General features: G+C 31.7%; 20 protein-coding genes and 1 tRNA gene. 5 read left to right on the top strand and 16 right to left on the bottom strand.

All coding sequences use genetic code 11. From position 1 onward, the window contains the following. Window positions 1–126: 126 nt before the first annotated feature. Entirely contained in the window at window positions 127–1,182 is a 1,056-nt protein-coding gene (locus CLV62_RS04105) for a hypothetical protein (RefSeq protein ID WP_146212697.1), read from the top strand. Between the two features lie 92 nt (window positions 1,183–1,274). Here CLV62_RS04105 and purN read toward each other — a convergent pair whose 3' ends face one another. Next, complete coding sequence (gene purN, locus CLV62_RS04100; RefSeq protein ID WP_110309524.1) at window positions 1,275–1,850, bottom strand: phosphoribosylglycinamide formyltransferase; 576 nt, start codon at window positions 1,848–1,850, stop codon at window positions 1,275–1,277. A gap of 156 nt (window positions 1,851–2,006) precedes the next feature. Here purN and CLV62_RS04095 point away from each other — a divergent pair, with 156 nt between their 5' ends. The 4 genes from CLV62_RS04095 (at window position 2,007) to CLV62_RS04080 (ending at window position 4,922) form a co-directional block, all read left to right on the top strand. After that, entirely contained in the window at window positions 2,007–2,243 is a 237-nt protein-coding gene (locus tag CLV62_RS04095; protein WP_050710464.1) for an acyl carrier protein, read from the top strand. Between the two features lie 19 nt (window positions 2,244–2,262). Continuing rightward, window positions 2,263–3,525, top strand: coding sequence for a beta-ketoacyl-ACP synthase II (gene fabF, locus CLV62_RS04090; RefSeq protein WP_110309523.1), 1,263 nt, complete (start codon window positions 2,263–2,265; stop codon window positions 3,523–3,525). Window positions 3,526–3,535: 10 nt separating this feature from the next. Beyond that, window positions 3,536–4,390, top strand: a complete 855-nt coding sequence (gene rnc, locus CLV62_RS04085) for a ribonuclease III (RefSeq protein ID WP_110309522.1) — start codon at window positions 3,536–3,538, stop codon at window positions 4,388–4,390. A gap of 139 nt (window positions 4,391–4,529) precedes the next feature. Beyond that, window positions 4,530–4,922, top strand: a complete 393-nt coding sequence (locus tag CLV62_RS04080; protein ID WP_110309521.1) for a DUF1398 domain-containing protein — start codon at window positions 4,530–4,532, stop codon at window positions 4,920–4,922. A 19-nt stretch (window positions 4,923–4,941) separates the two neighbouring features. On the opposite strand, the gene CLV62_RS04075 is transcribed toward CLV62_RS04080, so the two are convergent. The 15 genes from CLV62_RS04075 to CLV62_RS21875 all read right to left on the bottom strand — a co-directional run bounded on the left by CLV62_RS04075 (window position 4,942) and on the right by CLV62_RS21875 (window position 18,430). After that, complete coding sequence (locus tag CLV62_RS04075) at window positions 4,942–5,559, bottom strand: tetratricopeptide repeat protein (protein WP_146212696.1); 618 nt, start codon at window positions 5,557–5,559, stop codon at window positions 4,942–4,944. 175 nt (window positions 5,560–5,734) lie between these two features. Further along, window positions 5,735–5,797, bottom strand: a tRNA-Ser gene (locus CLV62_RS04070). A 91-nt stretch (window positions 5,798–5,888) separates the two neighbouring features. Further along, on the bottom strand, window positions 5,889–6,512 hold the full coding sequence (locus CLV62_RS04065; protein WP_110309519.1) for a hypothetical protein: 624 nt from the start codon (window positions 6,510–6,512) through the stop codon (window positions 5,889–5,891). 11 nt (window positions 6,513–6,523) lie between these two features. Next, complete coding sequence (locus CLV62_RS04060) at window positions 6,524–7,108, bottom strand: hypothetical protein (RefSeq protein WP_110309518.1); 585 nt, start codon at window positions 7,106–7,108, stop codon at window positions 6,524–6,526. 70 nt (window positions 7,109–7,178) lie between these two features. After that, the gene (locus CLV62_RS04055) at window positions 7,179–7,988 is read right to left on the bottom strand and encodes a leucine-rich repeat domain-containing protein (protein ID WP_110309517.1); all 810 of its coding nucleotides are present in this window, start codon (window positions 7,986–7,988) and stop codon (window positions 7,179–7,181) included. A gap of 16 nt (window positions 7,989–8,004) precedes the next feature. Then, complete coding sequence (locus CLV62_RS04050) at window positions 8,005–9,327, bottom strand: WG repeat-containing protein (RefSeq protein ID WP_110309516.1); 1,323 nt, start codon at window positions 9,325–9,327, stop codon at window positions 8,005–8,007. Window positions 9,328–9,874: 547 nt separating this feature from the next. Next, the gene (locus CLV62_RS04045; RefSeq protein ID WP_110309515.1) at window positions 9,875–10,924 is read right to left on the bottom strand and encodes a DUF3871 family protein; all 1,050 of its coding nucleotides are present in this window, start codon (window positions 10,922–10,924) and stop codon (window positions 9,875–9,877) included. Then, window positions 10,896–11,771 (bottom strand): AAA family ATPase, encoded by an 876-nt coding sequence (locus CLV62_RS04040; protein WP_110309514.1) that lies wholly within the window; start codon window positions 11,769–11,771, stop codon window positions 10,896–10,898. Before CLV62_RS04040 ends, CLV62_RS04045 begins: the two co-directional genes overlap by 29 nt. Window positions 11,772–11,861: 90 nt before the next feature. Then, window positions 11,862–12,134 (bottom strand): hypothetical protein, encoded by a 273-nt coding sequence (locus CLV62_RS04035; RefSeq protein WP_110309513.1) that lies wholly within the window; start codon window positions 12,132–12,134, stop codon window positions 11,862–11,864. A 162-nt stretch (window positions 12,135–12,296) separates the two neighbouring features. After that, window positions 12,297–12,962, bottom strand: a complete 666-nt coding sequence (locus CLV62_RS04030) for a hypothetical protein (RefSeq protein WP_110309512.1) — start codon at window positions 12,960–12,962, stop codon at window positions 12,297–12,299. Continuing rightward, window positions 12,959–13,438: a hypothetical protein gene (locus CLV62_RS04025; RefSeq protein WP_110309511.1), complete on the bottom strand. Its 480-nt coding sequence runs from the start codon at window positions 13,436–13,438 to the stop codon at window positions 12,959–12,961. Before CLV62_RS04025 ends, CLV62_RS04030 begins: the two co-directional genes overlap by 4 nt. Window positions 13,439–13,657: 219 nt before the next feature. Then, window positions 13,658–14,323 carry a DUF4145 domain-containing protein gene (locus tag CLV62_RS04020; RefSeq protein ID WP_110309700.1) on the bottom strand — a complete coding sequence of 222 codons (666 nt, stop codon included), beginning with the start codon at window positions 14,321–14,323 and terminating at the stop codon, window positions 13,658–13,660. A 49-nt stretch (window positions 14,324–14,372) separates the two neighbouring features. Further along, on the bottom strand, window positions 14,373–16,517 hold the full coding sequence (locus CLV62_RS04015) for a DEAD/DEAH box helicase (RefSeq protein ID WP_110309510.1): 2,145 nt from the start codon (window positions 16,515–16,517) through the stop codon (window positions 14,373–14,375). Between the two features lie 587 nt (window positions 16,518–17,104). Then, the gene (locus CLV62_RS04005) at window positions 17,105–17,470 is read right to left on the bottom strand and encodes a hypothetical protein (protein WP_110309508.1); all 366 of its coding nucleotides are present in this window, start codon (window positions 17,468–17,470) and stop codon (window positions 17,105–17,107) included. Window positions 17,471–17,488: 18 nt separating this feature from the next. Continuing rightward, on the bottom strand, window positions 17,489–18,430 hold the full coding sequence (locus CLV62_RS21875; RefSeq protein WP_185144245.1) for a hypothetical protein: 942 nt from the start codon (window positions 18,428–18,430) through the stop codon (window positions 17,489–17,491). Window positions 18,431–18,550: the final 120 nt, after the last annotated feature.

Raw genomic sequence — 18,550 nt, 5'->3', positions numbered from 1 at the left:
GATTTGTGTTAAATTTGCAGGTTCCAAGATAACTGAAACGTATAGTTTTACGAAACGCACTTACTTAAGAATACCTTAAAAAAGGTCGGAATGTATAGCTATTTTTTTAACAGAAATGAAAAAAAGATGAAACTCTCAATAACCATAGTTCTGCTTGCTATAGCATCTTATGTATTTGCTCAAAGCAACAATTCGAATTCTCGCAGTACTAAAATTGACGAGAATGAGAAAAAACGTCTTGAAAATCAGTTTAAAACTCTCAACAACTTTTATATAGACGATGATGGATTGGTCGTATATCAAACACAGGAGAATCAATCATCAAAATCGCAAGAAGAAACGCCTGTAACCACTACCGGCAAAACATCTTCGGCTTCAGAAAATGTTAAATCACAGGAAAGTGAAAAACAACATTCGAAAAAAGAAGAGAGTCCTAAAGCTAAAAGTACTCCGATTGAAAAACCAATCAATAACCCGCAGACTGTATCTTCTAATGAATCTCAAGCACCTGCTACAAACAGAGCTTCAACTTCATCCGGCATCATAAGAAAAGAGGCTCTCAGACCAACAGAAGCCATCACAGACACCAGAGCGAGTGAAAGAGTGAGTACAGAAACAGGAAGCGAAACAAGAACAATAAAAAACTCTCCTATTATAACACAACAAAGAGAAGAGTTACCGCAACCGGAGACAAAATTGGCGGAAACAAATACAAAAAATACCGCTCCGGCTAAATCAACCGCCAAGAAGTCTTCTGTTTTTGACAAAAAGGTTAAGCCTAGTCAATTCAAAACAATGGAAGAAGCAGCATTAGCAGTAGAAGCTCTATTGGAAGACCTGCGGAAAGAACAATCACAAACGACAAGTGCCGGTTCTATGTCATCTCGCCTATCAGGTGGGGCGGGTCGGTCGACATTAAGAAAAAAGCCTGCTACAAATCCATCTTATAATACCGACAGCTCATCTGAAGCCACTCCCAAAAAGAACCAGACTATCATCGAAGAAGAGGAATCGCCATTTGGAAATGAACCCACCTACTATATAAATGGCAAGGAAGTTGACAGAGTGGAAGTAAACCGATTAAGGAAAAAAGAGATTATTTCGAAAGAAGTCCGTACCAGAAATACAGTATCAGGCAATCCTAACGGAGAAGTGTGGTATGAAGTAAAATATGATAATTAAAAAGATTATAGATATACTCTAAAAATGGCGAGAAGCTACCTTTCTCGCCATTTTTTATACTCGAAAAGAAAAGACCTGCTCTTCTCTACTTCTTATTTAATTGTATGATTTAATACCTTATCTATAACTTCCGGGAAATGAAGGTATTCTAATTTGTGCACCTTTTCGGCAACATCTTCATACGTATCTGTAGGTAAAACATCACATTTTGCCTGATAGATAATGTTTCCCTCATCGTAGTTCTCATTAATATAATGTATGGTTATACCTGATTCTACCTCTTCGGCAGCCACTACAGCTTTATGAACATTGTCACCATACATACCTTTTCCTCCAAATTTGGGTAGTAACGCCGGATGAATATTTATTATTCTCTGAGAATATGCATCTATTATATTTTGAGGTACTTTTAGTAAAAAACCGGCCAAAACTATAAAATCTATCTGTTTACTTTTTAAACAATCAAGAACTTCATTTGTATTTTCGAAACTATTTTTAGAAAAAGTTACCGATTCTATTCCTAATTTTTCCGCTCTCTCATGTACATAAGCATCCTTCTTATTCGATACAATAAGCTTTATAGAGACGTCCTCTCTTTCTTTAAAATAATTGGTAATATTCTCAGCATTAGAGCCTGATCCGGAAGCGAAGATAGCTATATTGATCATAAACAGGTTTTATATGATTTTGCACACAAAAACAATAAATGTGCAGTTTTAACGAATTTTCTCCTTAAAATATTTGTTTCGTATTAATAAAATACGCTTACTTTGCATCGACAAAATTAGAAATAAAATTTAATTATTCATTAAAATCAAAAAGTTATGTCTGACGTAGCATCAAGAGTTAAAGCAATTATCGTTGATAAATTAGGTGTTGAAGAAACAGAAGTTACAAATGCTGCTAGTTTTACAAACGATCTAGGAGCTGACTCACTTGATACAGTAGAACTTATCATGGAATTTGAAAAAGAATTCGGTATTTCTATTCCAGATGATCAAGCTGAAAAAATTTCTACAGTAGGAGACGCAGTTTCTTATATTGAAGCTAACGCAAAATAAAAATTTCCACAAATAATTTATGGAATTAAAAAGAGTAGTAGTAACGGGTTTAGGTGCAGTAACACCGTTGGGTAACGATGTGCAATCCACATGGAATAGTGCAATCAACGGAGTTAGTGGAGCTGGGCCCATTACTCAATTTGATGCGTCGAAATTCAAAACACAGTTCGCCTGTGAAGTGAAAGATTTTGACGTAGCTAAATATCTTGACAGAAAAGAAGCACGCAAGTGCGACAGATATACGCAGTTGGCTATAGCTGCATCGGAAGAAGCAATTGCTGATTCCGGAATTAAGTTCGAAACTGAAGATTGTGATAAAATAGGTGTAATAGTATCTGCCGGAATCGGAGGTATAAAAACGTTTGAAGAAGAAGTTGGATACTATTTCCAAAATAAGGAAATGGGACCCAAGTTCAATCCGTTTTTTATCCCCAAGATGATTGCTGATATTGCATCCGGTCACATTTCGATGAGACACGGTCTTCGCGGACCTAACTTCGGAACAGTTTCTGCTTGTGCATCATCGACCCATAGTGCAATTTGTTCTTTTGACCTGATTCGTCTGGGCAAAGCAAGTGTAATGGTAGTTGGTGGAGCTGAAGCCTCTATTTGCGAATCGGCTATAGGCGGATTTAATGCAATGACTGCCCTGTCGACAAGAAACGATTCTCCGGAAACAGCATCACGCCCGTTCAGTGCGTCTCGTGATGGTTTTGTTATGGGTGAAGGAGCAGCTTGTCTTATTTTTGAAGAGTTAGAACATGCATTAGCTCGAGGAGCTAAAATATATGCCGAAGTTGTTGGTGGTGGAATGTCTGCTGATGCATATCACTTAACATCTTCTCACCCTGAAGGACTTGGAGCTAAGATAGTAATGAAAGCTGCCCTTGAGGATGCTAACATGACAGCCGAAGAAGTTGATTATGTCAACGTTCACGGAACATCTACTCCGGTAGGTGATCCTTCGGAAATCAAAGCTATCAAGGAAGTATTCGGAGACTCTGCTTACAATTTGAATATCAGTTCAACTAAATCAATGACCGGACATCTTTTAGGTGCCGCCGGAGCAATGGAATCTCTGTTTTGCGTACTTTCTGTACAAAACGACATTGTTCCTCCAACAATCAACTTCACTGAAGGAGATGAGGATAGCGAAATTGATTATAAATTGAATCTAACATTCAACAAAGCTCAAAAAAGAGAAGTTAGAGCTGCCTTATCGAATACATTTGGATTTGGTGGACACAATGCATGTGTAATCGTAAAGAAGTTTAATAAGTAAGTATAAATAAGTGCTTAAAAAACTATATCGAACTATAAGGCTTTTTCCCAAAAGAGGGAGAGAGCCTTATGTTTCGTTTTACAAGATACTAAATTTCTATCCGTACAATATAATGTTGTACGAACAAGCTCTGTTGCACAAATCCTCATCTATCAAGCTTAAAGACGGCAGATGGATTAACAATGAGCGCCTGGAGTTTCTGGGAGACGCTATTTTGGATGCGATAGTAGCAGATATTGTATTTAAGGAATTCGAGTACAAGAAAGAAGGTTTCCTTACCAATATGAGATCGAAGATTGTACAACGCGAAACCCTGAATAAGCTTGCGCTCAATTTAGGACTTGATCGCCTCATAAAATCCTCAGCTAAAACAGGCAACCACAAGACACACATGTATGGCAATGCTTTAGAAGCTTTAATTGGAGCAATCTACCTTGATCAGGGATATAGAATTGCTAAAAAGTTTGTACACGAACGACTCATCGTAGAACATCTTAATATTGAGACTGTGGCTCAACAAGAAGTCAACTTCAAATCACGTCTTATCGAATGGAGCCAGAAAAATAAAATACCTGTAGAGTTCAGACTCATAGAATCATTTACTGACGATAACAATAATCCAATATTTTATACCGCTGTTGATATTTACGATTTTGAATCGGGAACCGGACGGGGTTATTCGAAGAAAGAGTCACAACAAAGAGCTGCCGAGGAAGCTTTGGATAAAATAAATATGGATAAAGAATTCTTAAAAGAAATACTTATTCTTAAAGAAAAAGAATCAGAACTTCCCGCACTAGAGGAAAGCCCTGAGGAAAATCCTTCGACAGACTTCACCACAAACAACGAGACTGAGAAAGCCTAAACAATATACTATGCAAATATTAATTTGTATATCTCTACAACTCAAAAAAAACATCCCTTAACCTCCTAGAACAAAGCTCTCTAATAAATTGTTATAATTGAATATATCGAATTAGTTATAATATATAAATTATAAGATTATGTTCACACTTCATGAGATAGAAGAAATCCATTCAAGAGTAAAAAGCGGAGCAGATTTCCCCCGTTACATTCAAGAATTAACAGAAGTGGGAATTATCAGCTATAGTATTTACGTGAATGACGGACACGCCGATTATCATGGCAAAGATAATTTTCACATTGCCTCCGATGCTAAACACGCTACACTATTAATTGCTGAAAACGGTGACATCGAAAGACTCAAGCACGCCTTAGCAATACATCAGCAAGGACAGACCAACTACATGACCTTTTGCAAGCACTCAGCAGCTGCCGGGGTTCAAAGATGGACAGTTGATATAGCTCAAATGCTTTGTACTTATTACGATAAAAACGGAAAAATAATGTTGCTAGAACATATACCTACAATTTAAAGAAGAGCGGTATATATCCTCAATTTATCTCTGGAATATCTGTTCTTAATTGATTTTTTAATGCCTCTTTATTTGATTGGGGTATATTCAACATATCAAGTTTTGCATATAAGTACTGAGCTAAGTTTGTATTATGCATTTTTTTATATGTAAAAAAAGTATTTCCCACTATAAACTCTGCAAACATCTGATTACTTGGATTCATTTGAGTAGGACTATCCGGATCTACCCTAGTATTTATTTTGTCACAAGTAAGGTCTAACATTTTTATAGCCTCATCTGTTTTGCTGGTTAAATCCAGAATAACAACATATGATGAATAAACAGCAATATTTGTACTATCAAGAAGCCATGCTTGATTTATTCTTTTCATTGCTGTATCGTAATCTCCTTGATGTAAATAATACCAACCCGTATTCATTATATCTATAGCAGCTTTAGCTCTATTTGGCTCTTTTTGATCAGACTCTTTTAAGAATTCGGAATCACTATCCAATTGCTCCTTACACTTTTGAACTCTTCCATACATAGGCAGCAGGTTTATTCCATCTTGGCATGTAGCATCTCCATTACAATTAAAAGAGATCATCCCTAAAGAGATGCACATAAAAAATAGTATTAGAGCTTTATATTTCATAATATTAGTAATAATATATTAGCGCAAAGATAGTGATACTTGCAACAAATTACATCATTTATTGTAACACTTATAGTTTATACAGATTATCTCCCCACCAACAACATCTGTTTTTTTTTAGATAAAAAAAAGAGTTACATTTTCATGTAACTCTTTAATCTAAAACTTTTTAAAGTGGTGCCACCAAGAATCGAACTAGGGACACAAGGATTTTCAGTCCTTTGCTCTACCAACTTATATTCATTAGTAATCAATTAGTTACACTTGATTTATTTCCTTTATCAATTTAGGTTTACACAGTGACTTACACAGGTTGTAATTGTTAATAATTATTTAATTAAATTCTCACTTATCTTACTATTCAAATACTCTTCAATAGCATCATGTAAGATGAATATTCCTTCTTTATCATCTATTGGTTTAGCATATAAATATAACTCATTAAAGACTGCTGAAAGGTTATACACTCCACTATCTTTAATAAATCTTTCTCTATTATCAGTAGAATTTTTCTTTATACTATCAAAGTTACAATGAGAAGGTAAATACTTTTCAAACTTCTCATGTAGTTCTTTAGTCCAATCTATTGAGGTACTTAAAATAAAATCCCATACTACTTTATTTTTAAATTCTTCTAATAGTTCAGCATCCCAACAAAGGATAGATTGATTACTCCAAAGACTAAACCAATACCACTTATCTTGATACTTTTTAATCATTTCAGCAGACCATTTTACTTGTCTATTAGATGATATTGATTCCCAATCTAAGATGGTTTTCCAATCCTCTAATTGGTCTATCTCAAATGGATAGTATAAAGAGAAGTCTTTAGCAGGAGAAATGAACCTGTATAGCTGCTTTATCTTCTCCTGCATATCCATTCTAATATCATCATTAAAACCAACTTGAACAATAGTTCTATCTGCTTTAGTGATACTTTCAATTTTCTTCATCTTTCACATATTTAAGTCATAAAATGAGTTCTGTATTTAATATTTTTTGATGTACACTTAGAACAAAAGATAGGTTCTTCTCTTTCTAAAATTCCTCCACATTCACAATAAATTGGTTCATTGTTATCTATACATCTACTCCAATCATTTAAAGCATGGAACTTCCCACATGACTGGCATTGTAAACCAGTAGATGAACTATCAAATCCATGAATAAATGATACTATTTTTTCCTGATAGTTACAGTCTAAACATTGGATATTTCCTACACCATTTGTCTTCCAGAAGTATAGATTATTATCCTTAACCTCCTCTTTATTAAATGTTTTCTTGTCAATATTTCTAGTGTGCCTATTATATTTGATTAATAAAGGTAAAAGCAGTGGAGTTAATATAAAGAATAGAATCATTACAAATGGAAAGATAATAAAAAGAAAAACTTTTATCATCTTATTGTAACTACCCTTTTCAATAACCCTATAATTCTGAGGTATTGATTTAATAAAATCTTTCCATTGATTCCTTACAGCAGGAATAGCTATTACAGCTAAAGCACAAATAGATAAGTAGATTATAAGGTAAGTAGATGTGTTCATAGTTTGTCATTTCTAATTGTAAAAATAGAAGGGATGATTGGTTCCATCCCTTTGATAATACTATCTCAGATCAATTATAAACAGTCCAACCTTTCTTTTCAGCTATTGACTTATCACATATTTTCCAGCCAGGATTTTCCAAACAATTAATCCATCCATTTACTTTAGGTAAGCTATTGAATAGCTTATTTAATTCTAATTCTGAGAGGTCATTACCATAACATTCTATATTTTTTAAAGATTGACAGTTTTTTAATTCTAAAGAGGTTAACTGATTAGAGGTAAGAATCAACTTTTCTAAACTTGAACAAACCCCTAGTTCTAATTCTGAAAGATTATTATTATAGCAATCTATCATTTTTAGAGACAAGCATCCTTTTAGATTTAAATGGCTTAATTTTAAGCAATTGTATGTACTCAGAGATCTTAATTGGGGACAGTTTCCAAATTCTAATACTGTGAGTTGGGATTGCTGATATGTAGAGAAGAGTTCTAAATCAGGACAATTACCCAACTTTAATTCAGCAAGTTGTCCTCCACCATTAGATTTATAATTATATTCAGTCATACCTTCTGTACTTAAAGATATTTCTTGAAGATTCTGATTGGTGTACTCATGTCTAAATTCTTTACTTACATTGTTGGGAGTTAGTTCATCTACCTGCCCATCTCCCCAATCAATAGTAACTTTCTTTGCATTGAGAGTGAAGTATACAAATTTATTAGTGTTAGGAGTAGTCTTCATCTGTATTTGACCTGTCTTGAGATTGTTACCACCACCTGTTCCCTCATCATCACTAAGAGGATCATCACTAGTACAAGATGAGAAACACATCATCATTGTTGCTAATAAAATAAAAGTAAATAGTCTAGTTTTCATTGTTATATAATTTGATTTATAATATATCTTCCCAGAATTTTTGGTCTTGTTGATCTATATCAAGACCTTCATTGTAATATTCACTATCATAGATAGACTTCTGATTATCATCTTCATATATATTGTCATATATTTCCATCTTAATAATAATACCATCCTTATTTAAATACTCCCTTCCCCATTTATTAGAGACCATGCAAACACCCATATTGAAATCAGTAACAGAATCATAATGAAAACCTATAATTACTTCTCCTTGAGTATTGATGAAGCCCCATTTGTATTTCATCTGTACAGCAGCTAACCCTTCAACAAACCCATTGAATGATACATTATTGAATTTGAATGGAATAACTATTTGATTTTGTATATCTACAAAACCCCATTTGCCATTATTTTTTACAGGAAATAATTTATCAGAAGGTCTTCTGACACTATCATATTTTATAGGAATAATTATATTATCATGCATGTTAGTATATCCCCATTTACTATTTTCAGAGACTATTTTATATTGTTGGGAATAACTAATAGGCTCATACCCAAAATCATATTCAGATATATCTTCTTCTAACACATGAATAGCTTTCTTCAACAGTAAATCATGAAGATATTTATAGGGTTTTTCTATTCCCTCAAAGATTATATCATTATCCAAACTAATGATATAAAACACATCATTCAATGAAGCTTCAAAATAGATCCTATTGGGAAAAGGATTTATATCATTTTTAATGATATTCTGATATATTAAGCATTTAATGTCATTATAAAGACAAGGTATTAATTCTCTATTGTAGACATCTAGCATACCCCATTTACCCTTAACATCTAATACTTTTTTGAAGCCATTAGATAGTTCAATAATTTGAGAGTACTTATTATTATCTATTGTAAGTGACCATTTATCAACAACAATGTAATTGCCATAATAGCATCTACTTGCAATATGATTGTTGTCTATATGCTCTCTAAATAGCCTATCTTCTGAATACATAAGGTTATAATAGATGCAAGGGAATACTTCTTTCCCCTCTTCTGTTATAACTCCATATTTCTCTTTTAACTTGACAATGGAGAAACCATGTTGAAAACCATAAATGAAATCATATTTAGATGGGAGTAGTGTTAAAGGTATATATGACTTCTTACCCTTGTATCTAATGATTACTCTTTCATTTTGGATGTTCCAAATCCAATCATAGATACATTGTAATACTAAACAACCTTCATTGCTTACTAATCCCCATTTACACCCTAATCTTACAGCAAAAAAATTATTATTATATGCTATAACCTCATCAAAATCATCAGATAGATTTGAAATAGAATACCTCATATTCTTTATGGTAAGTGTAGTGAACTAGCTTGTTACTCTATACCATTTTACACAAGGAAGGCATGGTACTTAGCCTTACTGAAATCAGAGGTATCACCACAACACCCATCACTCAAATAAGTTAAGCCCATGCCTATAACATGGGCATCTACTTATTACTTTATGAGTGATATAATATTGAAAAGTGGTGATTTTCTGATTACTCAAGTAATAATGCAAATGCACTATATTAATTATGTTTTAATCCTTTCTAATTCTTCATAAGTAAATTGATCTTGTTTATCCAACAAAAATATTCATTTTTATTGAGATTCAAATCATCTACCTCAAAAGAAGTTAGAACCAAAACATTGGCATGGGCTATATTTTATAGCTTGATATGTATTACTGTTTCAAATATAAGGAAGATAGTTGAACTACATTTTTTGTATCAATCATTCTTTATATAGAAAATCCAATTTCAGAGACAAAAAATGTAGTTATTGACATCTGATCTTTAACAAAGAGGAGAATAGAAAGAGGGGTATAAGCCTCTCCTGTTGCATAGCTACTCAATAAACCATTTATACTCATTATCTCCATGAAGAGCTTTGCTAATTCCGGCTGTCAAATCAGTAGCATTCAATGACCTATCAAGTAGATTATCAACATAGCTGTTTTTGTTGGCAGTAGTGAAAAGATTATATACTCTCCATAAGTTAATAGCATTAGCACCCTCTTCTATTTTGAAATTCTCATCATTGTAATAAGCTTTGGCTACTGCATTGATGTGATTATCTCCAAAATCAAAGGAGGGTAAAGATTTCTTTATTGGATTGGGTAAGCAGTTATACAACTTTGATTTACCTATCAATTGGGCAAACTGATGTTCTGTTAGATAAGAATCTTTAAAGCTACTCATCAGATGCAAATGTCTTGCTACATTATACTGCTGAAAGAGAGTAATTACAGCCTTAAACAACTCTTGAATACTCATTACTTTGATCTCTTCTTTATAACCATCTGTTGAAACACATAGGTTACAGCAGACCAAATTCTTAAACCCTATAAAGACTTTAAATTTTTCAACTCCTTTCTTGCTATATAAATTCTCATGGTTATAAGCTCTTACTCCTCCAATAGTTAAGTTTAGCCTGTTACCCTCAATATCTTCATGAATAGATGGTATTTCAAAACAGAATGCCATTCTTTCATAATAAATGGTCTTATCCCTATCTAAAAGCTGATTGACAGGCTTATGTATTGCTTCTGGTATTCTTCCTTTGATTACATGAGATACTCTTATATCAGGCTCTAAGAATCTTTCATTGGGAAAGAATTTATTAGATGCTTCCCAAACTGTTTCAATAAAATTAGGATGGCTGATTGTTAGTTCATTATCTTTAGAAAAGACAGGTACAACACATTCATTTTTCAGATGGAATATATCTACTTCTTGAGTATTAGATTCAATGAAATGCTTAGCCTTGCCCTTCTCTAATGGTCTTTCAACAAGTGGGGTAATATCAATAATATTTGGAGTATAACCTAAATTATTATTCCTGCTTACTGGTAGTATAGCATTGGTTTTAACTGGTAATAGCTGCATTGTTTCCATAATTCAATATGTTTGAAGGGTTTGAAATAATTGATTGTTTTTCTTGGGATTGAAGGGTTAGTTTTCTGTTCATTAGAGCAGGAGTTAATTGTTCTCTCCATTCTGGATATTGATGATAGATAGAATAGAGTTCTTCTTCTGTTTGAGCATTTTTCAAAGCCAATATAACAGTATTTATATCAGCACCACTGTTACACCATTGGAGTATTCTTTTTCCAATATCAGATGATATTAAAAACTCTGGTTTACCAACAAACATACCTGTCCTATCCTTATTGGCAACAGCATTGTGTTTTATATCAATATCAAAGACTATGGTAAATTCATAATCTACTCCATCTCTCATGACTGCTTTAAGACCAACTTTCTCTGGTATCATCTTACCATTCTTTTCAGTCAGGACATAATCCTGTTTGGTTCTCATGGTACAAATGATATGACTATTACTGCTCAAGACCTTTTGAATAAAAGAGTTCTGTCTTGGTGTTATCTTTCCCCAATTGGTAAAGCTGTTCCCTTGAAGCCCTGAATGATACTCTAATAGATACTCCCAACAATGAGAAATACTATCAATAATAATGACTTCCATTCCTGCTTTTTCACATACTTCAATAGCTTGTATATACTTCTCAGGAGTGAATGGAGTTTGTAATGTCAATACATTATAGTTACCCAAGTGTGCATATAAATCAGCACTACCATTCTCAGAATCAATGATTGCTATTTTATTCCAACTTGTTATACCACTGGCTAGTAGTAGACTTGAATAGGTCTTACCACTACCAGAGCATCCTTCTATAGCAAGCTTAATTTTAGCTTGCATCCTTTGTGACTGTCTTAAGTTCATTTTGTTATTTTTTAAGTTCTTAGAGGCTGTAAAAAAAAGGTAAGGAATAATTAAACTCCTTACCTTTAGCTGTTAAAGTAAAATATCTTATTAAAGTTTAGCTAGTGTTGTAGCTCCTCCTGTTTCTCCCTTTTGATGTAACAGGAAGAACATCTCTCCTGTCATAGGTACACATACTTGAGATATAACAGGTAGAGTTACTTCTCCTGTTGCTACTCTTTTGGAACAAGCACCTGTTTCAAATCCATAAGTAAAGAAACATTTACCTGTTGATTCATTCTTTTTAATCTCAATCTCCTGCACTTGCTGATTGTTCTTGAAGTCTTTTACAGACCAAGTTTGTAAGAATTTTAAATTTTCCATATCAATATTGTTATTTAATAATTAAACATAGGGGGTATTAACCCAATTTCCAATGGCAGGGGGGAGTTAAGTTGTGGTTATCTCATCGGCTAACACATTCTATTAAATTATTTTATGGATTCTTGAATACAAGGCTTGAATTAGTTTGAGCTTTAATCCTTCTCAATTATCAACTTCTTTCAAGGTTAAAACATCTATAGTCTTACCATTAGATTTTGTAGTTATTGCTCTACAATGTTTATTTGCAGGTACATCAACAAAAGAAACTTCTTCTATTTCCATTCTTGAAATTATTCTTGTGCAACATTCTCCATTATAGATTTTACCTTTAATATGATTACATTTGTTATAGTCATCATTACATAAAGAGCAAAGACTCTCTCTTATAATTCCACCAACACTAGTGAATATCATTGGAGGGAAAAGTAATCTTTCATAAGCTTCTAGTCTCTTAAGATATCCTTCCTCTGATTCAATAGAAAAGAAACTATTTTTTAGAACTGTTCCATATGTTACTTGTGCATCAACCAGATTATCCCAAGCTTCATTCATCCTACCCTCTTTAATATTAACTAGCATCATTAACTCATGTTCTAAAGCTAATAAAGAATTCTCAAGACAGTAAATAAGATTAGCTTCATTTTCTAATTTTTCTACTTTATATATTTCTTTTTTTTCTACTAGTTGGATTCTATATTTTTGTATAGTTTCTATTTCTTCTTTTTGCAGTTCAGTATCAACTGTAATAAAAGCCTTTCTTTGAGCAAGTTTAGCTACTTTATTAAACTCTTCTAATATCACATTGGGATTAATCTTAAAGTTTTTCATTTCATTGCCTTTATTATTTTCTCCAACTTAGCAAATCCTTCAGAATCTCCTTTATAACTTATCTTCTTTGTTTTTCCTTTTTCTTTTGTTTCAATGTAAAAATCAACATTTACAGTTTTCTTATGTAAACTACCTTTACATAAATCAAATATATAGTTAGAAATAAGATTCAATGAAATAGTTATTAATGCAGAATTCTCTAAGACTGTAGCAAGACTAAAAAGTATAGCTGGTAGATAAATCTGATTACTTTTTCTTGTCCTATAAAGATTATTATCACCTCCTAGTATATCAAAATCTATTTCATTCTCTTTAAATATTTTGTTGAGTTCTACAAAATTATCTGTAAAAATGAAATCTTTATCAGTACTTGCTGTTTTTAAATTTTCTGGAAGAAATGAAAGTCCACTAGGTTGAGTTAATCCTAATCTTTCAATATCTTTTTGTATGTCTATATCTTCTACTGTATAATCCATTCTATATTTAATTTTAATAAAGTCATTTATAAAGATAAGTATAACTCTTGAAGTAGATAAAATAGTTATGTATATTTTATTGTCTTAAGCAGTGGCGAGTTCAATATATTGTCAAAAGGATATGGTGGTATATACTCTTATGAAAGGTTACATAAATAAAAAGCTAACAGATTATTAATTTTTCTGTTAGCTTATATAAAATTCTAATTCTAGTATTAGTCATTTACCATCTCTATCATTGATTGCTTGAACTTTATCTGATGGTAATGAGGAATATAAGCCACTAACTTTTTTAGGTAAAGCTATCATATATTCAATTATAATATTGATTAACTCAAAGAGTTTAGTAACAGTTTCTTGGTTATCAGTATCAATTAATCCAGGATGAACAGCATCATTTCCTGTTACTCTAACTATATCTAATGATTGTTGTACAATCTCAGGAAGACCTTTCTTAACAAGATTAGCTATGTCATTATTAATGTTCTTACCTGATTCACCTAAATCTTTACATAAGATTTGAATTGATAATCTTAGTAAGGCAGCAGCTCCTCTTGGAGAATTAATATATATGCTTTCTGCTTCTTTATAAAGTTCTAATACAGACTGAGGCATTTCAGAGTTTGGTTCTGGTGCTGCTATATTGGGATAAACCATCTTATCATTAATCCAAACTGTTTTTTGATAACATGTAGCACACCTTGAAAAAAATAGATTTGAGATTTCTACTTTCTTATGTTCTTGTTTGCTGAAAAAATCCAAACCGCCAAGAGATAAATTTACATCTTCTTGGTATTTATACTCTCCCCATTCATGTGTGGATACTGTTTTACAATGAGGGCATGTAAAAACTAATAGATTCTTTTTAGGTTCTATAGACTTCATATCTTGATACTTTAGTGACAAAAGTAAGGAATAAATATCTAGTCTATTATTATATCTCAAAATAGTTATATAAAATTTCCTCTTTAGCAGATATTTTTTTTATTGGCTCTGGTACTGCTAAAGGATTAGTCCCTTTAATAAGGTATTTTCCTTGTGTATAAGTCCAATCAAAGAAAATTTTAAATAGTCCTACTAGCCTGCTTTGGTTTAAAGTTTTAAAGAAATGATATTTGATTATTGGTTTCAGTATTTCTGCTATTTCTTGAGAAGAATACTTTTTAGAATGGTCTTTAAAAGCCTCTGATATTTGCATCTTAAAAGAATGATTATCATCTAATATCCAAAAAGATAGTGCATTCTTAACCCCTCTATATGATTTCTTATTCTCTAAGGAAATATCATAAAGTTTATCTGCTAAATAGTTAATGTCAATATATTGGTAATGAGCCTTTATTCTCTTATAATAGTCAGCTTCTTTTCTTTTGGTGTGTCTGATCTCATAGTTTAACAGATCATCAGTTAAGGTATTATTTCTTTTCATCTCAAGCACCTTATCTTTACACAGTTGAACTTTATTCAGAATAATATCTCTACTATCATATTCATTGGTTTGCAGCTCTTCTACATCAAAGGATATTTCATTGAATATCACTTCATGATTAGCTTTAATCAATTGTTCTTTTAGTGCATCTTTTGTTGAGTATAGAGAGGAATAAACCTCCATTTGTTCATATAGAGCATCAATATTGAAATAGGATATTTCCCTTTTCTTATCAATATTCTTTCTGATTAATTTTATGGGAGTATCAAAGAAAAATCTTTCATCAGCTTTCTCAATAATAACCTTCTCTATTCTGCTGAATAAATCTGTTAGGTCATTATCTCCCTCTTTCAGTTTGTCAGCAGACTCTAAAAGATCAATAACTTTCTGAGCTTTATATTTTAATTTATCTTTATAGTTATTGATATATCTGAATGATTTTTTATTAGAGTTGTATATGATTGTATCACTTATTATTCCATTCCTACATCTTCCATAAATTTGAGTCATCTTGTTGATTGATAATAAAGAATATCCTTTGCTAACATTTGAAACTGCTATTAGATGGCACTTATCTTCAATATCTATCCCAGCAAAGAAAGCACAAGTCATAAAGTTTATTTTATGAGTTAATCTATCATTCTCAATAACAGATTTATAATTTCCTACTTCATCTGTGCTTGCATCACTACATAAAATTCCAAAATTTTCCCTTGGAAGTTCTGGGAGTAATAAGTTGATTGTTTTTAAAGCATTCTGAACAGAGTTGTAAGCAATAAGTATCTTACCATTAGGATATTTCTTTGTTATTCTTTTTATCTCATCTGATAGTAATTGATTGATGTTATTGGTATGTAATAAATTTATTTTTCTTCTTAAAGGTGATTGACAAGTTATTGTTATATAGGGTTCTTCTATCAGTTTAGGGTGGGAGAATCCTTTGATAGTAGCAGATACTAAAGCTCTATTATCTTGTCTGAATTTAAAATAATAATCTACAACATTAGATAACTGAGGTCTGAAATGATTATCTGATTGTAAGGTATCAATCTCATCAACCATTAAGAAATATTCTCTATAAATATCTATTCCTGTATTAGTTATAGTTCTGATAACCTTATAAAGACTATCAGCTACTACCAATATTTTCTTAGGCTTGATATTCCTATCTAAATAATCTTGTATTTCCTTATCTGATGTTGTCTTACCATTAAGTTTAGTACCTACATATAAATACTTATCAGGCTCTTTTAGGGATTTATTATAAGCCAAAGTCCTTGTAGGAGTTACTATGATTGAATTTCTACTTGAGTGCATTTCTAAATAAGTAGCACCTATACCTGTCAGTTGTTTATTAATAAGACCATAAGGTATACAATCCAATATCTCTGATAATCTTTTCTCATTAGATTTAAGATATATAACAGCTTCTTTATTGGTACTCTTTACTTCAATTCTTGGAACTGCTTTAGCAGCATCAATATAATACTTACCTGTCTTGATTGTAGCCTCTCTGATAGTTGATCTACCATCATCTATATCTCCAAATAGAGGGACTGAGACTTCAAATATTATATCAGACCAATCTTTTAAGGCTTTCTCTTCCTTAATTTTTTCTTGAGGAAACAAAGGTACTTCTTCAATAATTCCCATATCATATTGAGTTAATGGTTATAATACAAAGATAGCACACTTACTTTATATTATTATATATTGTAAATGTGCTATTATCTATTTAATTAAGATTACTACCATATGATAATACCTCTTACTATTTTTCCATTCTTATTTATATAGCAAGGACTAGTTTGGAATAGAAGATTAAGGTCTGTTGATTTAGCTTTCTTATCTATATCTAATTTTAAGTATATGACCTTTAGTATCATCTTTATATATTTAATAGGGTATTTTCTAGTCTTATGTACAATTCTAAGAACTAATTCCTTGATTACTTCTTGGTATGTAGTAAACAATTCATTATTGATTCTCCTCTTGTTATAATTAAGTTCTCTTACCCTATCCATCCCCACATTAATATATACACTACTAATAAGAGGATATTCTTTATCTATAAATTGTACTATTGATGTCTGCCCAGATTGAACGGCTTCATCATACTTAATAAGTGTTCATTTGAATTTTGATTGGTTTTTCATAATTTTATCTGTATTTTTTGATTTTATTATACTCATATTTTCTTTTCTCTCAGTTATATTTTCTTCTTTCATATTCATAATTATTTACTTTAAATTTGTTTTTTCTTTAATTAATTCAATCTGTATAATGGTTTTACCATCTCTTTGTTTTGAGGATTCTTTGATGATAAAATAGTCTTTAAGTTTAGATGCTGTTGCACCTCTATTGATACCTAATATCTGATATACTTCTCTGAGATATTTTTTGCTGGCATCTCTATCAACTGGATTTTGATAACCTATCTTCTTAATTAATAGCTCAATAATCTTCTTTACTAAAGGTCTATCAGAAATCTTTACTAATTCTCTTTTTATAAGAGTTGTATTATAAGCTAATTCTCTAATTCCATCAATACCAAGTTGATAATAAGCATCATTGATAAAACTATATCTACCTTTGATTATCTGCATTCTCTCAGTATTATTACCTCAGTTTTGGGAGGTTGCCAAAAGATAGTATTCCTCTATTGCTTCTTTAAAGTTGCCTTTTGTTGAAGTATTAGCTTTTAATTTATCAGAGTATTTGATATATTCAGAGCTTCTTACATTTAATCCATTCTCTTTATAACTCTGAATCAAATAGGTACTTTTGTTGTATACTTCTGACTTTAGCTTATAGTCTAACAAGCTCTTATTGAGCAGATTTCTATCTAGCTCAAAGGTATATTCCTCATTTACATAAATAAATCTGTTCTCAAAATGCTCTTTACTCCATTTCTCAACTCTCATTTTTTTTAGATGTACAGGTTCTGAGTTATATTCATTGATACAAGAAGCTGATACTCTATATTCTCTATCTGCTATACCCTTAAACTCATCATAAGATACATCTCCTGCATAGCTACTGCTTGAGTGGATATGATATACCTCATTCCCATATTTAGAATCTCTTATCCTCCCTATAATTTGAATAAACAAGGTAGATATATCATATAATGTATTGGGATTTCTCCCCTCACTAACTACATAGGTTTTACCTTCTTTATCAAAAATGTCACATCCCTCAAAGCAAGTAGATGTATAAAAATTTATTTTACAGGCTTTATCTGATGGTTTCTTTATCTTATAAGCTCCTAATTTTCTGTCATTATATGGATTATCAGCACAAACAACCTTGACATCTACTGAATTTATATTAGTTCTTTTCAATATATTGCTGATAACCTTCACACTATTTACAAAGAAATGAAGATTACCAAAACTCTTATCTTCTAATTTTTTAGTTATTAGTTCAGAAACATATCTTTGAGGGGAAGATACAGGTTGTCTTACAACTGTAACTTTTCTCCTGTTAGACCAAATAACCTCTAGGATAGGAAGTTCTTTTAACTCCACTAGCATAAATTCTTCTTCTATGGGGGTTGCTGTCATATAAGTTACTTCCTTGAAGTTAGGAGCTAATTCTAATAATCTTTTAACAGACTTATTCCTAAATACATATTGAGCAAATAGTACATGGTATTCATCTACTAAGAGGAAACATTTTTGATA

This window comes from Indolivaga alginatilytica (assembly GCF_003201355.1).
GTDB classification, from domain to species: domain Bacteria; phylum Bacteroidota; class Bacteroidia; order Bacteroidales; family Dysgonomonadaceae; genus Dysgonomonas_A; species Dysgonomonas_A alginatilytica.
The sequence above is the reverse complement of the archived record's forward strand: the minus strand, read 5'-3'. Positions and strand labels throughout refer to the sequence as shown.